The sequence below is a fragment of the Enterococcus sp. DIV2402 genome, assembly GCF_017426705.2.
Lineage (GTDB): Bacteria > Bacillota > Bacilli > Lactobacillales > Enterococcaceae > Enterococcus_F > Enterococcus_F lowellii.
The window spans coordinates 1,175,633-1,198,197 of record NZ_CP147251.1 but is presented as its reverse complement, the minus strand read 5'-3'; the positions used below and the strand labels follow the sequence as shown (position 1 = coordinate 1,198,197).

Here is a 22,565-nt window from a genome sequence, read left to right as displayed (position 1 = left end):
TACTGCGTATGTTTATTTGATTATTCTACGATTGCAACAATATCTTTTGCTGAAAAAATCAGATATTCTTTACCGTCGTATTTCACTTCTGAACCAGCATATTTTTCAAATAAAACAGTGTCACCAACTTTAACTGGTACAGCTGCTAGTTCCCCATTATCTAAGACGCGGCCTTCACCAACAGCGACAACCGTTCCTGTTTGCGGTCTTTCTTTTGCTGCAGATGCTAAAACAAGTCCTCCGACAGTTTTTTCTTCTTCTTTTGCGACTTCGATCAATACACGATCACCTAATGGTTTTAACACGATAAATCCCTCCAATTAATTTCTAATCTCTATGATTTGCTGTCATTAGCACTCTCATATATCGAGTGCTAACTTACAAAACTAATATTACTTATTTTCATTCTAGAATGCAAGTCTTTTGAATTATTTTTTTATAAAAGTCAAAATTGGTTAAATAAGTCTCTCCTTCTTAACAACTTGTCCTGCACTATTTTTGTTATAATAGTAAATAAACGAGAGGAGAATTCTATGTCCACAAAAAAATATAGTGTATTAACGATTTTATTTTATGCAGCTGCTTTTTTCTCGCCTGCTTTCTTACCCGCAACTAATCAAGTATTTGCCACGATGATTGCGTATCTTTTAGGAGCAGCTGTCTTAGTTATCTTATATTTACAACAAAATGAATGGCTATCTTTCGAAAGAAAAGAAAGCAATTGGTTAAAAGTCATTGCATTTGGATTAGGCGGAATTTTTGTAGCCATCTTTTTACAAAATATCGTCTTACAAATCGAACAATTATTTGGACAAGAGGTTGCTTCTGAAAATACGCAAAATATTATTCAAATTGTTTTACAGCAACCTCTTTTTGCCATTGCGGTGATGATTGGCGGACCTATCATGGAAGAATTTGTCTTCCGTCGTGCTATCACTGGTTTTCTTGAAAAATATCTGAATGTGTGGTTAGCAATTAGTATCAGCTCGTTCTTATTTGCACTCATTCATCAAGATGGGCATTTGTTATTGTATTTCGCCTTAGGATTTTTCTTTAGTCTACTCTATTACAACACTGGAAAAATCTGGACTTCTATTTTAGCGCATGTGGGGATGAATACCTTAGTTGTTATTGCCAATATACTTTTACAATCAATAGAACTTCCCAAATAAAAAAACCGTCTAGCTTCAACACTAGACGGTTTTTTTATAGTTCTTCTCCATTCGTTGCAATAACGTTTTGGTACCAATCAAATGATTTTTTCTTACTGCGAGCTAACGTTCCTTGACCTTCGTTGTCTTTATCAACATAAATAAAGCCATAGCGTTTTTTCATTTCCCCAGTTCCCGCAGAAACTAAATCGATAAACCCCCAAGGTGTGTACCCCAGCAAATCAATTCCGTCGTATTCCACAGCTTCCTTCATCGCTTCAATATGAGCTTTCAAGTAAGCAATCCGGTAGTCGTCTTCTACTCGATTCGTTACAGAATCGATTTCGTCAATTGCACCAAAGCCATTTTCAACAATAAACAATGGGCGTTCATAGCGTTCATTAAACCAATTCATCGCATAACGCAAGCCCATTGGATCAATTTGCCAGCCCCAATCAGAAGCCTCTACATTCGGGTTTCGCACCAAATCACGAGCTTCATCATAATCAAAGGTTGGTGCTTTCCCGCTGTCTTTAATCGCAAATGACATGTAATAACTAAAACCAATATAGTCAACTGTGCCTTTTTTCAATAAGTCTAAGTCTTCTTTTGTTCGGTCTAATTGATACTCTTTGCGTTCAAAATAAGCATCGATATAACTTGGATATTCGCCTTTACAATGAACATCCGTGAACCAATAACGACGTTGCATGGCTACTGTTGCGGCCATCATATCTTTTGGTGCGCAAGAATATGGATAGATTGGCACCATTGCAATCATGCAGCCAATTTGAAAATCAGGATTGATTCGATGACCAATTTCAACAGCTTTCGCACTAGCAACTAATTCGTAATGTGCCGCTTGATACATAATTTTTTCTCGGTCTTCGCCTTCAACATATTTCAAACCTGAATTTGTGAACGGCGCAAAGTCTTCTACATAATTTGCTTGGTTATTAATTTCGTTAAATGTCATCCAGTAGTTTACTTTATTTTGATAGCGTGTAAAACAAACTTCTGCAAAACGTGCAAAGAAATCAATCACTTTCCGATTACGCCACCCACCATATTCTGTAACTAAGTGATACGGCATTTCGAAATGCGACAATGTGATGACTGGTTCAATGCCATATTTTAGACATTCATCGAATAAATCATCATAAAATTGTAATCCAGCTTCATTAGGTTCTATTTCATCCCCTTTAGGAAAAATTCTTGTCCAAGCAATCGATGTTCGAAAACATTTTAATCCTAATTCTGCAAATAACTTCACGTCTTCTTTGTAATGATGGTAAAATTGAATGGCTTCATGGTTAGGATAATTTTCGCCTGCCAACACGCCATCGGTAATTCGACGGGGAACGCCATGTTTTCCTACAGTCATCACATCAGCCACACTAATACCCTTGCCGCCTTCTTGCCAACCACCTTCTAATTGATGGGCAGCCACTGCGCCACCCCATAAGAAATCTTTTCTTAACATACTTATACACCCTTTTCCTTTAATTAAATTTCTTCGCCACGTTCTTGTGCTACATTAATTTGATCCATTTTTCTTGCAAATGGGAAATAAATGAAAAAGCCAATTGTTAAAACGATTAACTGAAGTAACGCTGCTTGCCAACCACTAATTAAAAAGCCTGAAATCACAGGTGGCGTTGTCCATGGTACTTGAATAGCTGTAAACAAGGGGACTAATCCAGTGTATAGAGCAAAATAAGTAATAATACTAGAAACAACTGGCGTTAAAATAAATGGTACAACCATAATTGGATTCATCACAATTGGTGTAGCAAAAACAATTGGTTCATTAATTCCGAAAAAAGCTGGCGCTAGTGACAAGCGACCTAATTGTCGGTATTGAGCAGAACGTGCAAATACCGCCATAAACATCACTAAACCAATCGTCATTCCCGCACCCGTCACATTGATAAATTGGTCATAAAATTGTTGTGTCACAATATGTCCACCATTTGCTAACGTCAATCCTTTTCCAGAATTTAAAATTTCTGAGTTCGCCAATGAGTTTGCTTGTAAAATTGGTCCCATGATTCCACCAACAATTGTTGAACCATGAACTCCGAAAAACCAAAGAAATGGCGTTAAAAAACCAATCATTAAGGCGCCGCCTAAAGAATCAGTCACACCTTGCATTGGACTTTGAATCACTGCATAAATCCATTCAACTACGGTGGTCTTCATGAAAACATCAAACAAAGCATATACAATCATCGCGACAGTAATTAACGCGGCTGCTGGAATTAATGCTGTAAACGAATTAGCAACATTTGCCGGAACTTGTTCAGGAAGTTTAATTCGAATATCTCGTTTTAAGAACCATGAATAACCCCAACCAACAAAAAGACCGACTAAAATAGCACTAATCATTCCTTGACCACTTGTCCAGTTTTTATCGATTACATTACCAATTGTCACTCCTGCTTCTGCATCGGTTACAGTTGAACGCATTGTCAATAAATAAACAACTAATCCAATCATACCGGCTGGTAAGCCTTCAAACCCTTCATTTTTAACGTAAGAGTAAGCAATTCCCATGACAGCAAAAATGGACATAATGGCAAATGAAGCCCCGTATGCTTGGTCAAAATACACACCTAAACCAGAATCTCTTACCCAATCAGCAACCGCTGTAACTGGAAAATTAGAAAGCAATAAGAAAATTGAGCCTACGATAGTGAAGGGCATCGTATATAACATCCCATTACGTAAAGCTGTGATTGCTTTGGTATTAACAAATTTTAAAATCGGAGGTAATACTCTTTCATTCATAAAATCGTTCATTGTCATTTCTCCTATTCGTTCATTTTACTTATAATAATTGCTTGTAAATCTGTTGTTACTATTATCCAACAAAGTATTCGCTTACATCCCTTAATATAAACAAAAAATTTTTGAAAAAAAAGTAGTTACCAGAAATTTGAAACATGTTTCAATAAAAAAAACAGATTCCTCTCTTCATTCGGAATCTGTTTTTTTAGCAAGATAAATTTTATGACTGGCTTGTTGGGCTAAAACTTCCAAAAGCGTAATAACAGGAACTTGTGTGGTAATATTTAAGTCGTCTCTTCTACCATAAAAGACTTCCGGCATATAATACGATAAATTATAATCTGAAAAACGAGCAATGGTTGAATGCTCATCATTGGTAATACTTAAAATTGTTCCGCCGTATTGTTTAAATTCTTTTATTTGGTCTAAAACTTCTGGTGTTTCTCCAGATACCGACAGAGCAATGATTAACGTGTTCGTTTGCAACCGAGGAGAAACTGGAGCAAAAGCATCTGTTAAGCTGTAACAATTCAAACCAACATTCATGAAATAACGACTACCATACATGCCTAAAATGCCGCTAGTGCCAATTCCTGTAAAAATAATATGATTCGCTGCAACAATCATATCAATGGCGATCTCTAGGATTTTACGATAACTTTCTTGGTTCACACGTTTTAAAAAAGTATCGATTTGAGAAGTTTCATGATAAAAATAATCCAGATTATACAACGTATCTGTTTCAATTTTTTGTTTAATAACATATTTCAACTCAGAGAATCCGGCTAAATTTAGCTTGTGACACACACGAACAATAGTTGCCGTCGAAACGTGACATACCGCAGACAATTCACGAATCGACATTTCTACTACAACTTCTCTATGTTTTAAAATATAATCATAAACCAGCATTTCTAACTCGTTTAAGGTCCTCACTTTTTCGTTATCAAACATCTCAACTATCCTTTCTGAACAAAAAAGAAGAGCCTCGCGCCCTTCTTTTAAATGACAAATAATTCTGTTGCTTTACTTGGATCGGTATCATAAACATGCACGGTTTCACCTACACCTAGTCCGTGTTCATATAAGATATTTTCCATAGTCATATGAGCCAATTCTTTCAAATTATTTTCACGACTTAAATGTCCTAAATAAATCCGTTTCGTGTTATCGGTTAGAATATCAGTCATCACTAATGCCCCGTCTTCATTCGATAGGTGCCCTCGATCACCTAAGATTCGTTGTTTTAAGTTCCACGGATACGCACCCATTCGTAACATTTCCAGATCATGATTGCTTTCCATTAAATACGCATCTGCTCCACGAATCGTGCCGCGTAGATAATCACTACAATAACCCGTGTCTGTTAGGATGACAAATGATTTCCCGTTTTTATAAAAACGATAGAATTGAGGAGCAGCCGCATCATGAGATACTCCAAAACTTTCGATATCCATATCACCAAAAGTTAAGATTTTCCCCATTTCAAAAATATGTTGCTGTTCCACTGCGACATTACCGATTAAAGGTGACATTGCTTGCCACGTTTTTTCATTCGCATAGACATCCAATTTGTATTTTCTAGCCAGAACACCGACTCCATGAATATGATCGCGATGCTCATGAGTAACCAAAATAGCATCTAATTCTTCTGGTTTTCGTCCGACTTCACCTAACAATGAAGTAATTTTTTTACCGCTTAGACCAGCATCTACCAAGATTTTTTTCTTCTCGGTTTCAATAAACAACGAGTTTCCTGAACTTCCACTTGCTAAGATGCTAATTTGAAATGCGTTTTGTTTCTCCATTGCCTGTGACTTCCTCTCTAAATTTAAACATTGAATCTATTATACCCATCTTTTTACGTATTTTCTACTGTGCGAACTGTAGTATTTGTGATAATACGATTTGTTAAAGCATTAACGCGCTCAATTTGAACCGTCTCATCTGGGGTTTCAATCGCAACAAACCAAGCTGGAACATAAACATTTTTCCCACGAACTTTAAGCGTCAACGTATAGGCAAGCTGTTGCCACTTCAAAGTGGAATTGCTTGGAATTTTATTATTGATATATAACGTATTGACCGCATCTTCTTCTGAATATAACATCATTGCTTCACGGAGTGGTGTTAAATTATCCACATGCGTTTGTGTATAACTCACCACGATTAAGGAGTCTTCTTCTTTTCTTACTGTGATTCCTAAGCGACTAGAATCATCATTAATTGGAATTCCTTCATACGCTTGAGCAGCAAAGAGTTCAACATAGTCACCGTCTGCTCTATCCCATTCTGAAATATACGTATATTCATTTTGAAACATTAAATTCTTGCTTCGTTCAAAGTAATTGTGTAGGGTATCTGTCATTCGACCATTATTACGTAGGTACGCGCCATCATTGACAACATGCGTTAACACCGTTCCTTCAGTTGTCGTTTGGCCATTAACAAGTTCTGGATGAGCGCTATTTGCGCGTTCTTTTTCTATGAGTTGATCCATATTTGTGGGTTCACCGCTTAAATAATAGCCGAGAATTTTTTCTTCTGAAAAACCACCCGCTGATTGAATATTCTCAGAAGCTAACCGTTGTTCAATTGGAATTTTTTGATTCGAACGAGAGACAATATTTTGCTCAGAGCGTGCTTCTCGATAAATACTGACTAAAAATATATTTACCCCCAGAAAAGCTAGGAAAAAAATCCATTCGATTCGTTTAAAATCCATTTGTCTCCTCGCTTTCTTCTAAATACGCTAGTAACTGTTCATAGCTATACCAAGTGTTTTCATACTGAATGTACCAATTCGGTTCTAAGTCAATGACGCCTGTATCTTGTATATTTTTCCAACCATATCCAATGACAATCATATTTAGTTTTTCGTACTCCGCTCCATGTAAATACAAGTTTTGGACTACTTCATAACTGGAAGGTAAGGTAATTTCTCGCTCTGACGGAATCGGTACTTGAATCGTATTTAAATTGGCTTTAATTTCAATATTTTTTTGATTCACTTGGCCGTTTTCACTAAAACGAACAGTGATTTTCCCTTCCGCTCTATCACTAAAAACAGGAAATCCCTCAACAAAAATACGGTAATCAATGATATTTTTCGATTGATCGAATAAACGTAATGAGCCGTAATTTGTCCCTAATCCACGAATATAATTATAACTAGTGGTATAGATATCAAATTGATGATCCGTACGAACAACACTACGAAAATCGATTTGTTGCTGCTCTTGTTGGATTGTCATTGATTCTGTCCCATCGTAAAAATTCAAATTAGCTGTTCCATCATTACTGCGCACGTTTTTAGGATTAGTAAAGAATGAATCTCGAAATACCGTATAAGGACGCGTAGAAGAAATGTAGCTATACATCTTCAGTTTCACTGGTTCAACGGTGTAATATTGGTACGAGCTGTAGCCTGGGTCACGAAATACCGCCACCCATTCTGCAGCATTATTCTTAATTGTATGTTTAAATTCATTCATTCCTGATAAAACTTTCGCTTCTAAAACAGTCAATTTATTCCGATTTAAAAATCGAATCTTTTCTTTTTTGAAATCAATTTGAATACGTAAAAATTCCGTCTCTTGTTCCATTTCCTCTGACATTGGCAAGGTAATATGGAAAGTATCTAAATAGGAACTCATCGGCATCGCTGCTGCATATGCTAACTCAACGCCTTCATCTAATTGCGTTTGGGTAGCAAAATCTTCGGCAGAGTCATACTTTTTTATATGCGCTGTTTCAAACTGTGCATTTGCGATATCTGTTTGGAATTTTTTTACTAAACTTTCGGTATTGGTTTCATCAATTGTTTCCTGGTCAATGCGTGTTAAACGTAACGGCAGAAAAACCTCTGATGCATCTTTAACGTTTAATTCCGTACGCGCATCTGTCTCGACTTCATTGACTAATGTCGTATCTTTGGTTGCTGGACTCCACCATATCAGATAAGACAAATAAAAACTTAACGCAATCATCGTACATAAGCCAAAGCGTACCATTCTTTCTGTAATTTTCATTCCCACCAATCCTCCTCGTAAGGTTCATATGGTAAGCTGATAAAGAACGTTGAACCAACATTTTCACGACTTTCTGCCCAAATAGTTCCACCATGTGCTTTAAGCACTTCACGAGAGATTGCTAAACCAAGCCCCGTTCCCCCTTGTTTTCTAGCACGCGCTTTGTCTACACGATAGAAACGATCGAAAATTTTTGTTAAATCTTTCTTCGGAATTCCCAAGCCTTGATCCGTCACGCTTAAAATAATATTGTTATGCGTCTCTACTAAACGAACAGTGATAATCCCACCATCAGGCGAGTATTTAATAGCATTGTTCATAATATTATCGATTACTTGAATCATGCGGTCCGTGTCCACTTCTAACCATAACTCACGCTTGGTAAACTCACGACGAATGATATAACTCTTTTCATGATTATTAACCATCATATCAAAACGATCCAAGACGAAATGGACTAATTCTTTAAAATTAATAAATTCCAATTGTAGACCAGAATTCCCACTGTCCATCCGCGAAAGATTTAATAAGTCATTAATCATCCGAATCATACGATCTGTTTCATCTAATGTTACTTTTAAGAAATTGGGTGCAATCTCCGGGTCCTGCCATGCGCCTTCATTTAATGCCTCAATGTAACTACGCATACTCGTTAGCGGCGTGCGCAATTCATGAGAAACATTTGAGACAAACTCTCGACGTTCTTGTTCTGTTTTTTCTTGCTCAGTAACATCATGTAACACCGCTACTAAACCAGAAATAAACCCTGATTCCCGGCGAATCATTGAGAAATCGACACGTAAGATTAAAGCCTCTAAATTAGGATCATTTGAAGGGCGGTCCAATAAAATTTCATTTGGATTTTCCAATAATTTACGCAATGTATAATCTTCTTCCATTTCAAATAACGTTAGAATCGATTGCCCGATTGCTTCTTCTTGTTTGACATTCAATAACGATAACGCCATTTCGTTGATGGTGATAACTTTGCCTCGTCGGTCAGTCGCAACGACGCCGTCAGTCATATGCGCTAATACGCTATTTAATCGATTGCGTTCAGACTCCATCGCTTCTTGTGTTTCTTCAATTCTTTCGGCTAGTTGATTGAATGTTTCGGCTAATTGACCTAGCTCGTCACGACCTTTAACCTCTACTTTGTGACTATAATCTCCCTTAGCAATCCGCAATGCTTGTTCTCGCATTTCGCCAATGGGTTGCGTAATAGAACGTGCAATCAAGACCGCCACTAGCATAGAAATCATCGCCGCAATCACTGATGCCGTTACAAAGATAAACGCAATGTTATTAATTTCATTGTACTTTTGTTCTAAATTACTTTTCACATATAAGACACCAATGACCGTATCACCAGCAGACTGAATGACCTGAACATTAATCTGCACACGATCACCTGTGGAATCATCAATCGCTGTAATATTTTTATTCGCAAAATCATTGATATACGGATCTTCATTTTTCTTACCAATCGAATTACGGTCACTGACATTTGTCGTTGCTCGAATGATGCTTTTTTGATCGACGACTTTCATCTCAACAATGTCTGGTGAATCACTATTATCTAAGACTCGTTGGATTTCACTATCCACTTGTTGACTATTTGTTCCTTCTTGACCTAAATAATTGCCTAACGTACCTGCGAGCGTTTCAACTTGAGAATTCATCCCTGTTTTAAAACTCTCGATCGTTGAGCGTTCCAATCCGCGAATAAAATACGCCCCGATAATCTCGATTGAAATTAACAAAATCAAGATAAATGTCAGGGCGATTTTAAAGTTCACTGATTGAAAAAAGCGAACTTTATTCTTCATACATTCTTACTCCTGTTCCGGATTACGTAGGTAATATCCTACACCGCGGCGAGTAACTAAATAGTTTGGATGACTTGGGTTGTCTTCAATTTTTTCACGTAAACGACGAACTGTTACATCCACTGTACGCACGTCACCAAAATAATCATAGCCCCACACTGTTTGTAATAGATGTTCGCGAGTCATTACTTGACCAATATGTTTGGCTAAATAATGTAATAGTTCAAATTCACGATGTGTTAATTCAATAGCTGAACCATATTTTGTTACCATATACGCATCGGGATGAATCGTTAAATCGCCAATTGACAACTCTGTGTTAACAGGTTCTTCCACTTCTTTACCAGCAGAAGAGCCACGACGCAAGTTTGCTTTGACGCGAGCAACTAGCTCACGATTCGAAAATGGTTTCGTGACATAATCATCGGCACCCAATTCTAAACCTAATACTTTATCGATTTCAGAATCTTTGGCAGTTACCATAATGATTGGCATATCATACGTTTTACGAACCTCACGTGCTACTTCTAAACCATCCATTTTAGGTAACATTAAATCCAATAAAATCAAATCTGGTTCTATTTCGTTCACTTTTTCAAGCGCTTCTTCCCCATCGTATGCGGTGTATACTTCATAACCTTCCTTAGTAAGATTAAACTTAACAATATCTGAGATCGGTTTCTCATCATCTACGACTAATATTTTTTTCACAAAAAAGTCACCTCGTTTTTAATTATTATGCGCTCACATCTTGACTATCGTGTCTATTATACATGATTTTGCGCATGGTTTCATTAAAACACCTTTTGATAATAGTTTTCTAAAGTTTTTCTTACTAAAAAAACAGACTCATAAAATTTGAGTCTGTTAATAATTAGTCTAATAATTGTACCCCAATTCCTAGAAGTCCTGGTCCTGTATGTACCACTAACGCAGGAGAAATTGGCCCAAATAAAATCGATTCGGCATTGGGAAAGGTTTGTTTAACTAAATCATGTAACCATTTACCTTCCTCTATGGCATCTCCTTGGGCAATTGCCAAACGAAAAGATGGTCGATCGCCAACAAATTCTTTCACTAGTTTGACCATATTCTCTAAACTTTTTTTGCGCCCACGAGTTTTAGCAACGGTATGATAGACACCTTCTTCGTTACAAGAAATCGTCGGATTTAATTTTAAGGCCGTCCCAATAAGTGAAGCAACTAAACCAATCCGGCCACCCTTTTGCAAATATTCTAACGTTGCAACATTGAAATAGACTTTAGATTCTTTGACTTTTTTCTCTAATTGCAGAATCAACGCTTCCCATTCCATTCCTTGAGCGATTAATTCGGCTGCATGAATTGCTTGTAGACCAGCGCCGATTCCAATACTTTTTGTATCTAAGACAAAGACTTCGGTTTCTTGTTCTTGACCTAATAACCGTAAAATATTATAGGTCCCACTTAAGCCACTTGAAATAGTAACCGCAATTACTTTCTGATAGCCTTGCGCTTTGATTTCATCAAAAATTTCTTGAATAGCTTTCCCATCAGGTAAAGAGGTAGTTGGCACCTCTTCTTTCAAACGTGTATATACTTGCTCAGGTGTAATATCAATTTTATCTGTATACGTACGTTCTTTATAAATAATTTTTAACGGAATCATAAACATTCCATACTTGTCAATTATTTCTTGTGGAACATCTGTACCTGAATCTACCAGTAAGGCAATTTTTTCTTTAGTCATGGCTTTCTCCTTTTTCTAAATACTGACTTTCTATTTCAATTACGTTTTCAGCAAATAATTTATTTGCAAACGAAACGGTTGCGGCTTTAACTGCCAAATATTCTACTGCAATTTTTTGTGGCTCTTGATGTTCAAGTTGCCCCATGGCTTGTAAGCATACATGCTGCACAGCTGTTTCTTGCTCTTCACAAAAAAGATTATATGCATTACGAATACCAACAGCTTTTCCTTGAAACAAGATGCCATTTTTAATTTCTGGAATGGTTAGCACCTGTTTTAGCAATGTAATTGCTATTAAAAACGCAACATGTCGACGCGTATAACGTTTTTTTTCAGGCGGTGGGATCATGCCTTTTTTCACATAATTATTTACCATTGAAGAGGTTAGAAGGGTATGTTTATCAATCCGAATGACTGGTGACAAATAACGATCTACCAATGTAATGACTTGATCCATATATAAATCTAATTCTGGCAATTCATCCCAACGTGGCAAATGAAAATCGGCCAGTGATTCACCCCATTCATAAATATCCGCTTGTAGCTTGTCCAAAAAAATGCACCTCTTTTTGAAATTCATTAAATATGTTTTATATAATCATTATATCTAGTTTTCAGAACTAGGTAAAGCAAAAAAATTGTCTGCCAACGGGGAATCGGCAGACGTAGGAGTAAAAATGAAAAAGTGTTAGGGTTGTTTTATTGGTATGTACAAATAATAATCACTAAATATGAATAAATGATGAATGAAAATCTTCCATCTTGTAAATTTTTTCTTATAAAAAAGTAAGGAAAAAATACTATTGCGTCCTAAAAAAATTACGCGTATGATAAAAAGAAAATTAAAAAAGGAGAAGACTATGTCGATTCAATTAAAAAAAGGCACGTTAACAGACTTAAAAACTTTACAAGAAATTAGTTTTGAAACCTTTAGTGACACGTTTGCCAAACAAAATTCGCCTGAAAATATGAAAGCTTATCTAGATCATGCGTATACAGATGAGAAATTAACCAATGAATTACAAACACCTCATTCTACCTTTTTCTTTTTATACAAAAATGAAGAACTTGCTGGATATTTAAAAATCAATACCGATGATGCCCAAACTGAAGCTATTGCCAACAACGCCTTAGAAATTGAGCGGTTATATATTCGCATGTCCCATAAACGTCAAGGCTTAGGTCGCTATCTTATTGACCAAGCAATCCAAATGGCGTTAGAACAAAGGAAAGACACCGTTTGGCTTGGCGTGTGGGAACACAACCAACCTGCACGAGCTTTTTATCAGACAATGGGCTTTGTACGCCAAGGTCAACACTCATTTTTTATGGGGGAAGACCAGCAAACCGACTTTATTATGGTAAAGAAATTAACAGACTAACGATTAAAGAGGACCCGAGTGCAGGTCCTCTTTTTATTTCATTAAAAAACATTTAACGCTTTTTCCAAATCGGCAATCAAATCAGCAACGTGTTCAATTCCGACAGAAATACGTAATAAATCCGGGGTTAAGCCGTATGACTCACGTAACTCTTGCGGAATATCTGCATGTGTTTGCGTCGTAGGATACGTGATTAAACTTTCAACGCCACCTAAACTTTCAGCAAAAGAGAACACTTCTAACGCTTGTAAAAAATCACTAATTTTATTTTCATCAGCGACACGAATGCTAATCATAGCCCCAATGCCTACGTATAAAACATCTTTGATTGCTGGATGTTTTTTCAATACTTCAACGATTGCTTGCGCATTTTTTTCTTGTTGATTAAAACGGACTTCTAATGTTTTTAAACTACGAACAAATAACCAGCTGTCAAAAGCACTCAATGTTGGTCCTGTTGTGTTTGCTAGCCAAGCTAGTTTCTCACCCAACACAGGGTCTTTTGCAACGACGACACCAGCTAAAATATCATTATGCCCAGATAAATATTTCGTTCCTGAATGAATGACTACATCCGCTCCTTCTTCTAAAGGACGCTGGCGTAATGGCGTTAAGAAAGTATTATCAACAATTAAAAGAGCTTCGTGTTCTTTGGAAATCGTTGCTACTTCTCGAATAGAAACTTCATTCATTAATGGATTCGTTGGCGTCTCTAAGAACACACCATCTATTTCTTTGGTCATTTTTGCTTTAAAATTATCTAAATCTGTAAAATAATCAAACGTTGCGATACCTTTTGACTCAAGGTCATCAAAGTAACGGAAACTACCACCATATAAATCTCTAGAAACTAAAAATTTACTTCCTACTGAAAAATAATTAAACACTAATTGAATCGCACTCATTCCAGAACTGGTCACTACTGCTTGAGTACCTGCTTCTAATTTTGCTAGTCCTTCTTCTAAAACATCGCGTGTAGGGTTTTTCGTACGGATATAATCATATCCTGTACTTTGGCCTAAACCCGGATGCGCATAAGTTGTTGATAAAAAAATCGGCGCACTGATAGAACCGTTTTGCAAATCTGTGCGATTCCCTAGTTGTACTAAATTTGTTGCTAATTGTTTTTCAGTCATATCTTTCCCTCCTAAAATAAAAAAAAATCGTCCCTTTGTAAAAGCAATTGCTTTTTACAAAGGGACGAATAAATTCGCGTTACCACCCTAATTTATACCATTCTCACAAATGATACCTCGACGATTCCTGTTGAAATCCGGCGATATAACGGTCGCATCCGCATAAATAGCGTGAACTATTTACAAACTTAGAGCTCATCTTCACTTTGCTCTTCAGTCCCCTTTCGCACCAAACCGGGTTCTCTTAACTGAATCCTTAAGTTACTCTTCTCGTCAACGTTTTAAACTATGAGAATTAAATTAGATTATGACGATAGTATAGACTGCAAGATGAGAAAATGTCAATAACCTTTTTGATTTTTATCCATAACCGAAATGTTCATTAATAAAATAATGTACACGAAAAATTGATTTCTTACTAGGGATATTTTCCCAATAAAGAATCTTCTCTTGATCGAACGACACCTGCTCATATTCTCGATCCATAATCACCAAGTCCGTTTGTGGTGTAATGGTACCTGTGACAGTCACATCCATATCAATCCCTTGGAAGGCGCGGCGCTTAATCATTTCTAACCCTTCCTCTCCAAATACTGATAAAATACAAATAGATATTGGTTTACGTTCTTGTTCGATATATTGACTAATGAGAAAACGATAATTATCCAACAAAAATGCTTGATTTTTACGCAAAATTTTATTCTTATTCGTGAGTTGATTCACAATAAATTCAACTCGTTGATTCATTTCAGGTGGAAGAAATACCGAAGCACTAATATCAATGCCACTTAATGTACCTGCGCCTTGAAACGTAAGAGCTTTGATGTGTTTATGAATCAGATTTGCGTAGAGTAATCCATAATTTTTTGCTGAAATTTTTACAGGAAATTCTTGATAAAACAGGCGAAACCATTGATTGGTTACTTCTGCTGTTTTTAATTCATGAGTCTGACAATAAAAAAGCATGTCACTAATATTTTTATTATCCGTTAGATGATATTCTTGCGCAAACACAAAAATATACGCGTACGCAATTTCTGCTTTCATTTGTTCACGCGTTAGATTACGAAAAAATAAGGAACACGCAGGATGCAAAAAATTGAGTAAATACTTAAAATGCCAACTATCTTGTAAGATTTCATGTTTTAAAATTGTTGGTGAAACCAAATGACCTTGTTTGATACGTGTCAGAATAATTGCTAAATCATACGATAGCTTCTCTTTTTCAACCAAACTTAATTTTCTTCCGCGAATATATTCAATTGGTTTAATTAAAAAATTTACTACTCTTTGCGACACTGTTAAAAAAGGCCAGGTTGTTCCACTATAGGCGTACCAAAAAAATTCAGAATAAAAAAAACGTAATTGTTGCTCATTTCCCGAAATGGATGCTTTCTTGTTTGTCACAAAGCGCAAATCAAATTGCGCTAAAACTTCATTTAAACCATATAATTTTTTATAAAGTGTGTTGTAAGAGACAAAATGCGCCTCCGAAAATTGACGCAAATGAATGGATTCTGAATGAAAAATTTCAATCATCGCCTGATACTGCAAACTTTCATTTAAATAATGTAATAAAATTTGATGCAATGAAAATTTCGCTTTTGCCACTAAATATGCGGTTGTTTTTCTTATTATAACAGTGGCTTCGGTTACCTGCCATTCATCAAATTTTTCTTTAATCTCTTCCAAATCTCGCATAATCGTTGGACGTGAAGCATCTAAACGCTGACTTAAATCATCAAATGTCACACCATGTTCTTTGTTCAACATAATCAAAATGTCCACTTTTCTTCTTGAGTTGCTATCTAAAAACTTCTTCATGATTCTCCCTTCATTCTTCGTGAATTAAAGTAGAAACTTTATCATCTCATTTAATAAAAAACAATTTATAGCTCAATCACAAAATAATTTCTTAACATTTAATAACAATCTACAAACCATCTACTAACGTCCAAGTAATCGTTCCAGTGTAAGAAGACTGGCTTTTCAAATTAGAAGGTTCTACTTTTAGTTTAAATCCTTTTTGCGATTCATATTGTAATTTAAAAGCTCCTTGATGAAGTGTGTCATTCGTATAAATAACATGATCATTTCCAAATGTTAATTTAGTATTACCAAAAAATAACGAAGATGGTAATGCTTTACTATCAGCATCCGTTAGCGGTGAAACATTTGCAACAAGTTCCCAATTTTGTTTATTCACGTATTCATCCACCCCTTCAATTATTTGCTTGTTATTTGTGGTTAATGTCATTTCTTTTGATTGAATAGGGTTGCTGCCAAAGTCGAGGTTCGGTACTGAAGATAAAGCAAGCGTCGGTTTTTTCACTTCAAATGATTGTTGAGTGGTTGTTATATCTGGTAACTCATATTTTCGATTGGCATCACTTGTCCCTTTCAATGTTCCTGTATAATCAAATGTTCCTACTTTATTAAAAGTTACCGGAATTGACATTGTTAAGCGATCGTTTGGGCGCAGCACTGTTGATGTAAGTTTCGAATTATCTACTTGTTCGCCATTTATATTTACCTGAGTTTTTGAAGAATCAATTGTCCAGGTATCTGGAATATCAGGTGTAAATTGCGATGGATAAAATGCAGTCGTTCCAGTATTTTCAATGGTATACACCAAGACACCTGAGTCTTCCCATAGAAGCTGCGTAACTTCTTTGTCAGCTTTGGTTATTGCGGCAGTCGTTGTGAAAGTAGGTAATGAAGGTACTTTTTGAGAAGTTTCCGCTTCTTTTCCACTCAAATATGCCTTCGCTTTAATCGTCTTTCCTGGTGTTAAACTTTTTGATAAAGTATACGTATATTGACCTTTTTCATCTGCTTGGACGTGATATTTTTGTGTACTTGTTTCATTTGGTGAAGCCAGTGTCGGCTCAGGTAAGTTTTCTCCTTCAAAAACAATCATTGCATGTGGATTTGTTGTTCCTTGAAGGACTTTGCTTGTAGGATCATTCGGATTGCCTTGAAGTTCATCCAATTGAATTGTCACATCTGGAATGTAACTAAAGCGAACACGTTGAAAATTCTGTGTACGATAGTTTGTGATTAAATCTTGACTAACTGCTTGCGACAAGCTAGAGGCTGTCACTGATGATTGCACATTTCCAGCTGTATAGGGAACTCTCATATCAAATACTGGATTCCATATTTTATCTGGAACATCTGTACTATTTCCTTTATTCCACGCTTCGACTTTTTGAATAGAAGAAGTAAAAACACCTGGATTCATTGAAATTAATGTCATCGCGCCTGTCGTATTTTGTGTATTTAAGTCAACTAATTTAGCGTTATTAAAACCAAATGTACCATTCCCTGCAACATACACAACAGCGATCTTGTCAGAATCTCCTGATAAATTTACAGTAAAGGTTCCACGTTCATCGATTTTAAACGTGCTATATGCTTGAGCCCCAATCACACTATTGTAATAAGTTGCCCATAAGCCTGTCCTACGTGCAGTTCCATCAATTGAAAAGATAGCGTCTGAAGAAACCGTAAATGTTGTATTTGAAGCCAGTTGTACGATACTTCGGTCGGAACTTCGATTTTTATCATTCACATGAATCGCCAATTTAGTTCCATTTGTTACATTCACCTTACTGCCTGCATTTGTAACATACAATGCTGTTTGGTTTCCAGATTCACGCGTATTAATAGTAATTTCAGCATTTTCTCCTGTCTCTAAAGATCCCTGTAAATAAACTGTATATAGACCACTTTCTCCACCTGTTCCATTAGAAGTAACTGATAATTTCGCATGGTTACCAACTTTTAACATCCCACCATAATACAGTTGAAGTACTCCAGCATTTTGCGTGGTCCCTTCATAATCAGCATTATCTAGTAGCGTCATGTTACTCGCTTCAATATTCACTTGATTGACTTGAGTATTATAAGTTTTATTAGAAAATGGCGAAACATATTGATTGACGGATGCATTGCGAATTTTCCCTGAAAAAACGATATTATACGTTGGTGAGCATGTTAGCTGAGCTCCTTCATAGGTGATATTTTCATAAGTAAGTGTCCCTTCACCATAAGCAGCACCACCGCTTTGCTTTGTAGGACCGCCATATCGAAATGGTCCCCAATAATTTTGCCCATAAATGGTCATATTTTTTAAGACAATATTAATAGTTGTTCCAGATGGAATCGCTTGTAAATTTTGAAAACTTGTTCCTCGAAAATCAATAGTATGTCCATTGCCATCGATCGTAAGATTTTTTAAAGCAATCGAAACGTTAATTTCTTGTGCCCCTTGGACATCATTTTCTGTATTTAAAATATCAGCAGTAACGGAAACATTTGTCACTGTAGGGTCTAGTACTGCAGCTTTAAATTCGGTCCAATTTTTTACTGATTGGCTAGCCACGCTTCGTGCTTTCCTTGTTTTAGGCAATGTTTCTGTTTCAGAAGAGATTGTTTCTGATTGAGTGGTTTCTACAGGTTCCTCTTCACTAGAAATCTCAGTTTCTACATTCGATTCATTCGTTTCTACTACAGTCTCTTCCGTTATTTCAGCGCTATCTTCACTTGTACTCGTTTCTGTTTGAGAAGATACTTCAGTAGATTCATCTGTCGTCATGTCTGTCGTTTCTACAGCAGATGCAATTTCTTCTGTGCTTTGAATGGTCGAATCAAGAGTTTCTTCGCTAGTATCTGCATATGTCGAAATAATTCCTGGATAACTTAATAAAAGTAATAGCACAAACGCTCGTTTTTTCATCTCTTCTCATTCCTTTTCATTCAATCATTTAATTTCATCTATCCTTCATTTTACTGAAATTTTTCTGAACGAATTTATATCTTTTTTTCACTTTTTGATAATTAAAATAAAAACAATTCAAAAAAACGAAAAGAAAGCTTATAACAGCAATAAAAATAACAAATTATCTAATGACTATTGAATAATCCGTATATTGACGAAAAAAATTTTTCTCGTTATCTTTACAACAAGAGGCCTCACTCACTTAGCTAGCGAAAGGAGGAAATGAGTGAAAAAAATACTAGTATTCTTTATTTTATGTTTTCTTTTCGGTCAGGCGTTACCTGTATTTAGCGAAGAAGCACAAATGGATTATCGCATTACTGCTAATTTACCTGATAACCAGCGAACAAAAGATAACACTTATTTTGATTTACAAATAACACCAGGAAAGAAGCAAACGATAGCGATCGAAATCGAAAATACCAGCAATCAAACGAAGAAAATAGTCGTTGAGGCAAATGATGCCACAACTAGTGATGGCATCACGATTGCTTATAGCCGCACAGAAAATGAATTAATAGCAAATCCGAAATTTTCACAAATCATCACCAAAGAGCAACAACAACGCACAATTGAACTAGCACCTAATGAAAAAAAAAATGTCACTTTCGACTTGACTTATCCTAAAGAAAAATTTGCTGGCTATATTTTAGGAGGAATTCATGTCTATGAACAAATTGAAAATCAGCAACAAGAAAAGCAAACAATTAATTTTTACAATCATTTCGCTTACTCGATAGCAGTGAAATTGCAAACATCGGATGAAAAACTCACTCCAGAATTAACACTTGGAAAAATTAAGCTCGATACAGAAAACAATCACCCCATTGTTAAAGCTGAACTTAGCAACCCAATTGCAACTATGATTGACAATTTAGCGATTGACGCCACCATTTCAAAAGATGGTAAAACAATTGAAACGTATCAATCAAAGTATGGAAAAGTTGCACCTAATTCGATGTTTCATCTCATTATTCCTTTATCAAAAGGAACATTAGCGCCCGGAACCTACCATTTTTCAGGAAAAGCTAAAGCTGGCGATTATCATTGGGAATGGGAGCAGGATTTTGAAGTAGCCGGGAAAGACTATCAGTTAGTTGAAAAAGAGAATGTTGCACCAAAGAAAACACCAATCTATTGGTTGATCTTTGCAGCAATTGTCGTATTTGTTCTATTACTTTTACTAATTATCATTTATATCAGAAGAAAAAAGGAGAAACAAAACAATGAAAAATAAATTACTTTTAACAGGTACTCTATTGAGTATTGCATTATTAACTGCAGCACCACAATTTGTTAAAGCAGAAACCTCTGCTGCGACAGTAAGTTTTACTGGTGATGATAGTACACCCACAAAACCAATCGATCCAACTAATCCAGACAATCCGACCCCAACTGATCCAACTGATCCAGGTGATCCAGATAATCCTGGTACTGGTTCTGCTGGCCCATTAAGTTTAGATTATGTATCAAATTTTGATTTTGGTAGCAATAAAATCTCTAGTACGACTCAAACTTATACTGCAAAAGCTGAACAACCACGTATTCAAGTAACTGATAAACGCGGAACCGGTGCTGGTTGGGAAGTGCAAGCAACCATTTCAACTATTAAAACAAGCGATGAAGATGTATTAGCTGGTGCAAACTTAAAACTAGCAAATAAATCAGTCGTAACGAATAGTCAAAATACTAGTACAGCTCCTGTTGCAACAGATATTACTTTAAGTAGTTCACCAAAAACAGTTTTTAAGGCAGATAAAGATGCTGGTTTAGGAACATGGTTAGATAATTTTGATAAAAGTGCATCAGTCTTAACCGTTTACGGAGGAACTGCGAAAGCAAAAACATACAATGCCACTATTACCTGGACGCTAACTTCTGGTCCAACAGCTACAGAATAAGCAAAAGCTCGGCTCTCTTTTTAAGAAAGTCGATCTTTTTTATAAAAAAAGAAGCCTCTAAAAAGCTTCTTAATACGCAATATAATTCCAACATTTTTCTTGGAAAGATTTTCCATTGTTTGTTTCTAAGATACTTAAACTAGTGTTATCCAATAGACCATCTTCTCGAACTTGCGCAATTGTTTTGCCTTTTAACGTTTGCAACAGTGTTGTCAATGTTACGCCATGACTAACAATTAAATAATTCGCATCCGTCGTATAATCTAATTGTTGAATAAAAGAAGTTCCTCGTTGAATTAAGCTGGGATAAGATTCTCCTTGAAATTCACTCGGATCATATTGCTCTGGATGGTGGCGTAAATTACGTAGCTGAGGATGTCCTTCTTTTGAATCAATGGATACGCCGTCCCAATATCCAAAATTAATTTCTTTTAATTTTTCCTCCTCAATTAAACGATTCACTGAAAATTGATTTTCTTTTAAAATATATTGTGCAGTTTCTATCGCACGTTTTTGCGGACTAACATACGTCTTCTCAAAATGAACCTCTTGCAAAAATCGTCCTAGCTCACTCGCCTGTTGCTGTCCTTCTGGTAATAACCCATGATTTGAGTAACTGCCATTAAACGCATGTAACGCGTTATTTGCAGTTAAACCATGGCGTACAAAATATAGTTTCGTCATGTCTACCTCCTAGCAATCATTATAAGACAAAAATAAAAAAAAGAGCAACCTACAAAACCTTAACGAAGCCTTTTGTAGATAACTCCTATTCATTATTAGTTAAACCAGCCTTCAAAGAATGATTTAATCGTTGACCAAATATTCGCAAAGAAGCCTTTTGTTTCTTCACTATTTAATTTTTCTGCCGCATTATTGATAAAGTCTTTCCCGTTTGTCATTAAATCGTCTTTTAAAGTCGTCAATTGTTCCGTAATTTGTTCGTTGTTAATAACCGGCGCTTGCGAGAAGTTATACATTGTGTTAGATAGTGAAGTCACTTGCTCAGAAGATAATACATCCCCTAAACCTTGAATATTTAACTGCTCAATAACGATTTGTTGGACTTTTTCTCGCCCCTGCTCTTCATTCATTTTTGCTAATTCATCTTTAATTTTTTGCAATTCTAATTTGATTTCGGCTAAAGCAACTGCCAAATTATCATCTGAAAAATCAGCATTTTCTTCGTTTTCCTTAGTAATTTCAGAAACAACTGCACTTTCTTCTTGCGCAACTTCTCGATTTTGTGCGCGTTCTTGTGCTTCTTGTTCATCTGCCGCAGGATCTACTTCATCATAAATTTTATAAATCCCAGCTAAGGCACCACTACCATCCATCACACGAACTGACGCAATTCGAATATCTGCATCATATACACCACTTGTAATTGCTGCATTTCGATAGTTTGCTTCTGTCCGAGAAGTAATATTTTCAGGGGTTTCAATCGTAACATTTACACCTGAACCATCTTTCGTACGTACCATGTAAGCACTCGAATACGCTTTTGAATCAGACGTAAATGAATCAATATCTGTTACATAGTTGACTAAGTCATCGCCATTAACGACAAATGTATTATACGCTTCGTTTTCTTTTACGTTGAGTTTTTCAAGCGTTTGCGTTTTTTCTTGCTCAGTTAAGCCATTACCCAACGCCACACTTGGAACATCCCAACCTTCATCTTTAACCTTTTGTGTTTGTTCAGTGGTATCAGCCAAGACACCTACACTCGTTGCCATTAATCCTACTTGTAAAACTGTGGTACATAAAACTGTATTTGTAATGATTTTTTTGAGTTTCATTAAGTTATTCTCCTTTAAAAATAAATCTACT

General features: G+C 36.1%; 20 protein-coding genes and 1 other annotated feature. Of the genes, 4 read left to right on the top strand and 16 right to left on the bottom strand.

What is annotated here, in order from left to right:
• Window positions 1–20: 20 nt before the first annotated feature.
• Window positions 21–305, bottom strand: a complete 285-nt coding sequence (gene groES, locus DOK78_RS05835) for a co-chaperone GroES (protein WP_207941338.1) — start codon at window positions 303–305, stop codon at window positions 21–23.
• A gap of 228 nt (window positions 306–533) precedes the next feature.
• On the opposite strand from groES, the gene DOK78_RS05830 reads away from it, so the two are divergent.
• On the top strand, window positions 534–1,172 hold the full coding sequence (locus DOK78_RS05830; RefSeq protein ID WP_207941340.1) for a CPBP family intramembrane glutamic endopeptidase: 639 nt from the start codon (window positions 534–536) through the stop codon (window positions 1,170–1,172).
• Between the two features lie 34 nt (window positions 1,173–1,206).
• Here DOK78_RS05830 and DOK78_RS05825 read toward each other — a convergent pair whose 3' ends face one another.
• From DOK78_RS05825 to DOK78_RS05780, 10 genes are all read right to left on the bottom strand, one after another.
• Window positions 1,207–2,634 (bottom strand): 6-phospho-beta-glucosidase, encoded by a 1,428-nt coding sequence (locus DOK78_RS05825; protein ID WP_243430529.1) that lies wholly within the window; start codon window positions 2,632–2,634, stop codon window positions 1,207–1,209.
• Between the two features lie 23 nt (window positions 2,635–2,657).
• Window positions 2,658–3,953 carry a PTS sugar transporter subunit IIC gene (locus tag DOK78_RS05820; RefSeq protein ID WP_207941342.1) on the bottom strand — a complete coding sequence of 432 codons (1,296 nt, stop codon included), beginning with the start codon at window positions 3,951–3,953 and terminating at the stop codon, window positions 2,658–2,660.
• Between the two features lie 174 nt (window positions 3,954–4,127).
• Window positions 4,128–4,895, bottom strand: coding sequence for a MurR/RpiR family transcriptional regulator (locus DOK78_RS05815; protein ID WP_207941344.1), 768 nt, complete (start codon window positions 4,893–4,895; stop codon window positions 4,128–4,130).
• Window positions 4,896–4,942: 47 nt separating this feature from the next.
• Window positions 4,943–5,749 carry an MBL fold metallo-hydrolase gene (locus tag DOK78_RS05810; RefSeq protein ID WP_207941346.1) on the bottom strand — a complete coding sequence of 269 codons (807 nt, stop codon included), beginning with the start codon at window positions 5,747–5,749 and terminating at the stop codon, window positions 4,943–4,945.
• 53 nt (window positions 5,750–5,802) lie between these two features.
• Complete coding sequence (locus DOK78_RS05805) at window positions 5,803–6,666, bottom strand: two-component system regulatory protein YycI (protein ID WP_207941348.1); 864 nt, start codon at window positions 6,664–6,666, stop codon at window positions 5,803–5,805.
• The gene (locus DOK78_RS05800) at window positions 6,656–7,972 is read right to left on the bottom strand and encodes a YycH family regulatory protein (RefSeq protein ID WP_207941350.1); all 1,317 of its coding nucleotides are present in this window, start codon (window positions 7,970–7,972) and stop codon (window positions 6,656–6,658) included. The genes DOK78_RS05805 and DOK78_RS05800 overlap by 11 nt, the downstream gene beginning before the upstream one ends.
• On the bottom strand, window positions 7,969–9,801 hold the full coding sequence (gene walK / locus DOK78_RS05795) for a cell wall metabolism sensor histidine kinase WalK (RefSeq protein ID WP_207941352.1): 1,833 nt from the start codon (window positions 9,799–9,801) through the stop codon (window positions 7,969–7,971). The genes DOK78_RS05800 and walK overlap by 4 nt, the downstream gene beginning before the upstream one ends.
• Window positions 9,802–9,807: 6 nt before the next feature.
• Window positions 9,808–10,512 (bottom strand): response regulator YycF, encoded by a 705-nt coding sequence (yycF, locus tag DOK78_RS05790; protein ID WP_016174435.1) that lies wholly within the window; start codon window positions 10,510–10,512, stop codon window positions 9,808–9,810.
• 163 nt (window positions 10,513–10,675) lie between these two features.
• Window positions 10,676–11,530 (bottom strand): DegV family protein, encoded by an 855-nt coding sequence (locus DOK78_RS05785; protein ID WP_207941354.1) that lies wholly within the window; start codon window positions 11,528–11,530, stop codon window positions 10,676–10,678.
• Window positions 11,523–12,083, bottom strand: a complete 561-nt coding sequence (locus DOK78_RS05780; RefSeq protein ID WP_207941356.1) for a DUF1836 domain-containing protein — start codon at window positions 12,081–12,083, stop codon at window positions 11,523–11,525. The genes DOK78_RS05785 and DOK78_RS05780 overlap by 8 nt, the downstream gene beginning before the upstream one ends.
• Before the next feature lie 307 nt (window positions 12,084–12,390).
• Here DOK78_RS05780 and DOK78_RS05775 point away from each other — a divergent pair, with 307 nt between their 5' ends.
• Entirely contained in the window at window positions 12,391–12,912 is a 522-nt protein-coding gene (locus DOK78_RS05775; protein ID WP_207941357.1) for a GNAT family N-acetyltransferase, read from the top strand.
• Between the two features lie 41 nt (window positions 12,913–12,953).
• On the opposite strand, the gene DOK78_RS05770 is transcribed toward DOK78_RS05775, so the two are convergent.
• The 3 genes from DOK78_RS05770 to DOK78_RS05760 form a co-directional block, all read right to left on the bottom strand.
• Window positions 12,954–14,048 (bottom strand): aminotransferase class I/II-fold pyridoxal phosphate-dependent enzyme, encoded by a 1,095-nt coding sequence (locus DOK78_RS05770; protein ID WP_207941358.1) that lies wholly within the window; start codon window positions 14,046–14,048, stop codon window positions 12,954–12,956.
• A 57-nt stretch (window positions 14,049–14,105) separates the two neighbouring features.
• Window positions 14,106–14,334: a binding site (T-box leader), on the bottom strand.
• 74 nt (window positions 14,335–14,408) lie between these two features.
• The gene (locus DOK78_RS05765; RefSeq protein WP_243430531.1) at window positions 14,409–15,872 is read right to left on the bottom strand and encodes a helix-turn-helix domain-containing protein; all 1,464 of its coding nucleotides are present in this window, start codon (window positions 15,870–15,872) and stop codon (window positions 14,409–14,411) included.
• A gap of 109 nt (window positions 15,873–15,981) precedes the next feature.
• Entirely contained in the window at window positions 15,982–18,789 is a 2,808-nt protein-coding gene (locus DOK78_RS05760; protein WP_243430533.1) for a pectate lyase-like adhesive domain-containing protein, read from the bottom strand.
• Window positions 18,790–19,057: 268 nt separating this feature from the next.
• Here DOK78_RS05760 and DOK78_RS05755 point away from each other — a divergent pair, with 268 nt between their 5' ends.
• Both DOK78_RS05755 and DOK78_RS05750 read left to right on the top strand, forming a co-directional pair.
• Window positions 19,058–20,068: a WxL protein host-binding domain-containing protein gene (locus DOK78_RS05755; protein WP_207941359.1), complete on the top strand. Its 1,011-nt coding sequence runs from the start codon at window positions 19,058–19,060 to the stop codon at window positions 20,066–20,068.
• The gene (locus DOK78_RS05750) at window positions 20,058–20,732 is read left to right on the top strand and encodes a WxL domain-containing protein (protein WP_207941360.1); all 675 of its coding nucleotides are present in this window, start codon (window positions 20,058–20,060) and stop codon (window positions 20,730–20,732) included. Before DOK78_RS05755 ends, DOK78_RS05750 begins: the two co-directional genes overlap by 11 nt.
• Window positions 20,733–20,801: 69 nt before the next feature.
• Here DOK78_RS05750 and DOK78_RS05745 read toward each other — a convergent pair whose 3' ends face one another.
• Both DOK78_RS05745 and DOK78_RS05740 read right to left on the bottom strand, forming a co-directional pair.
• Window positions 20,802–21,416 (bottom strand): histidine phosphatase family protein, encoded by a 615-nt coding sequence (locus DOK78_RS05745; RefSeq protein WP_207941361.1) that lies wholly within the window; start codon window positions 21,414–21,416, stop codon window positions 20,802–20,804.
• A gap of 95 nt (window positions 21,417–21,511) precedes the next feature.
• Window positions 21,512–22,534 (bottom strand): DUF1002 domain-containing protein, encoded by a 1,023-nt coding sequence (locus tag DOK78_RS05740; protein WP_207941362.1) that lies wholly within the window; start codon window positions 22,532–22,534, stop codon window positions 21,512–21,514.
• Window positions 22,535–22,565 lie beyond the last annotated feature (31 nt).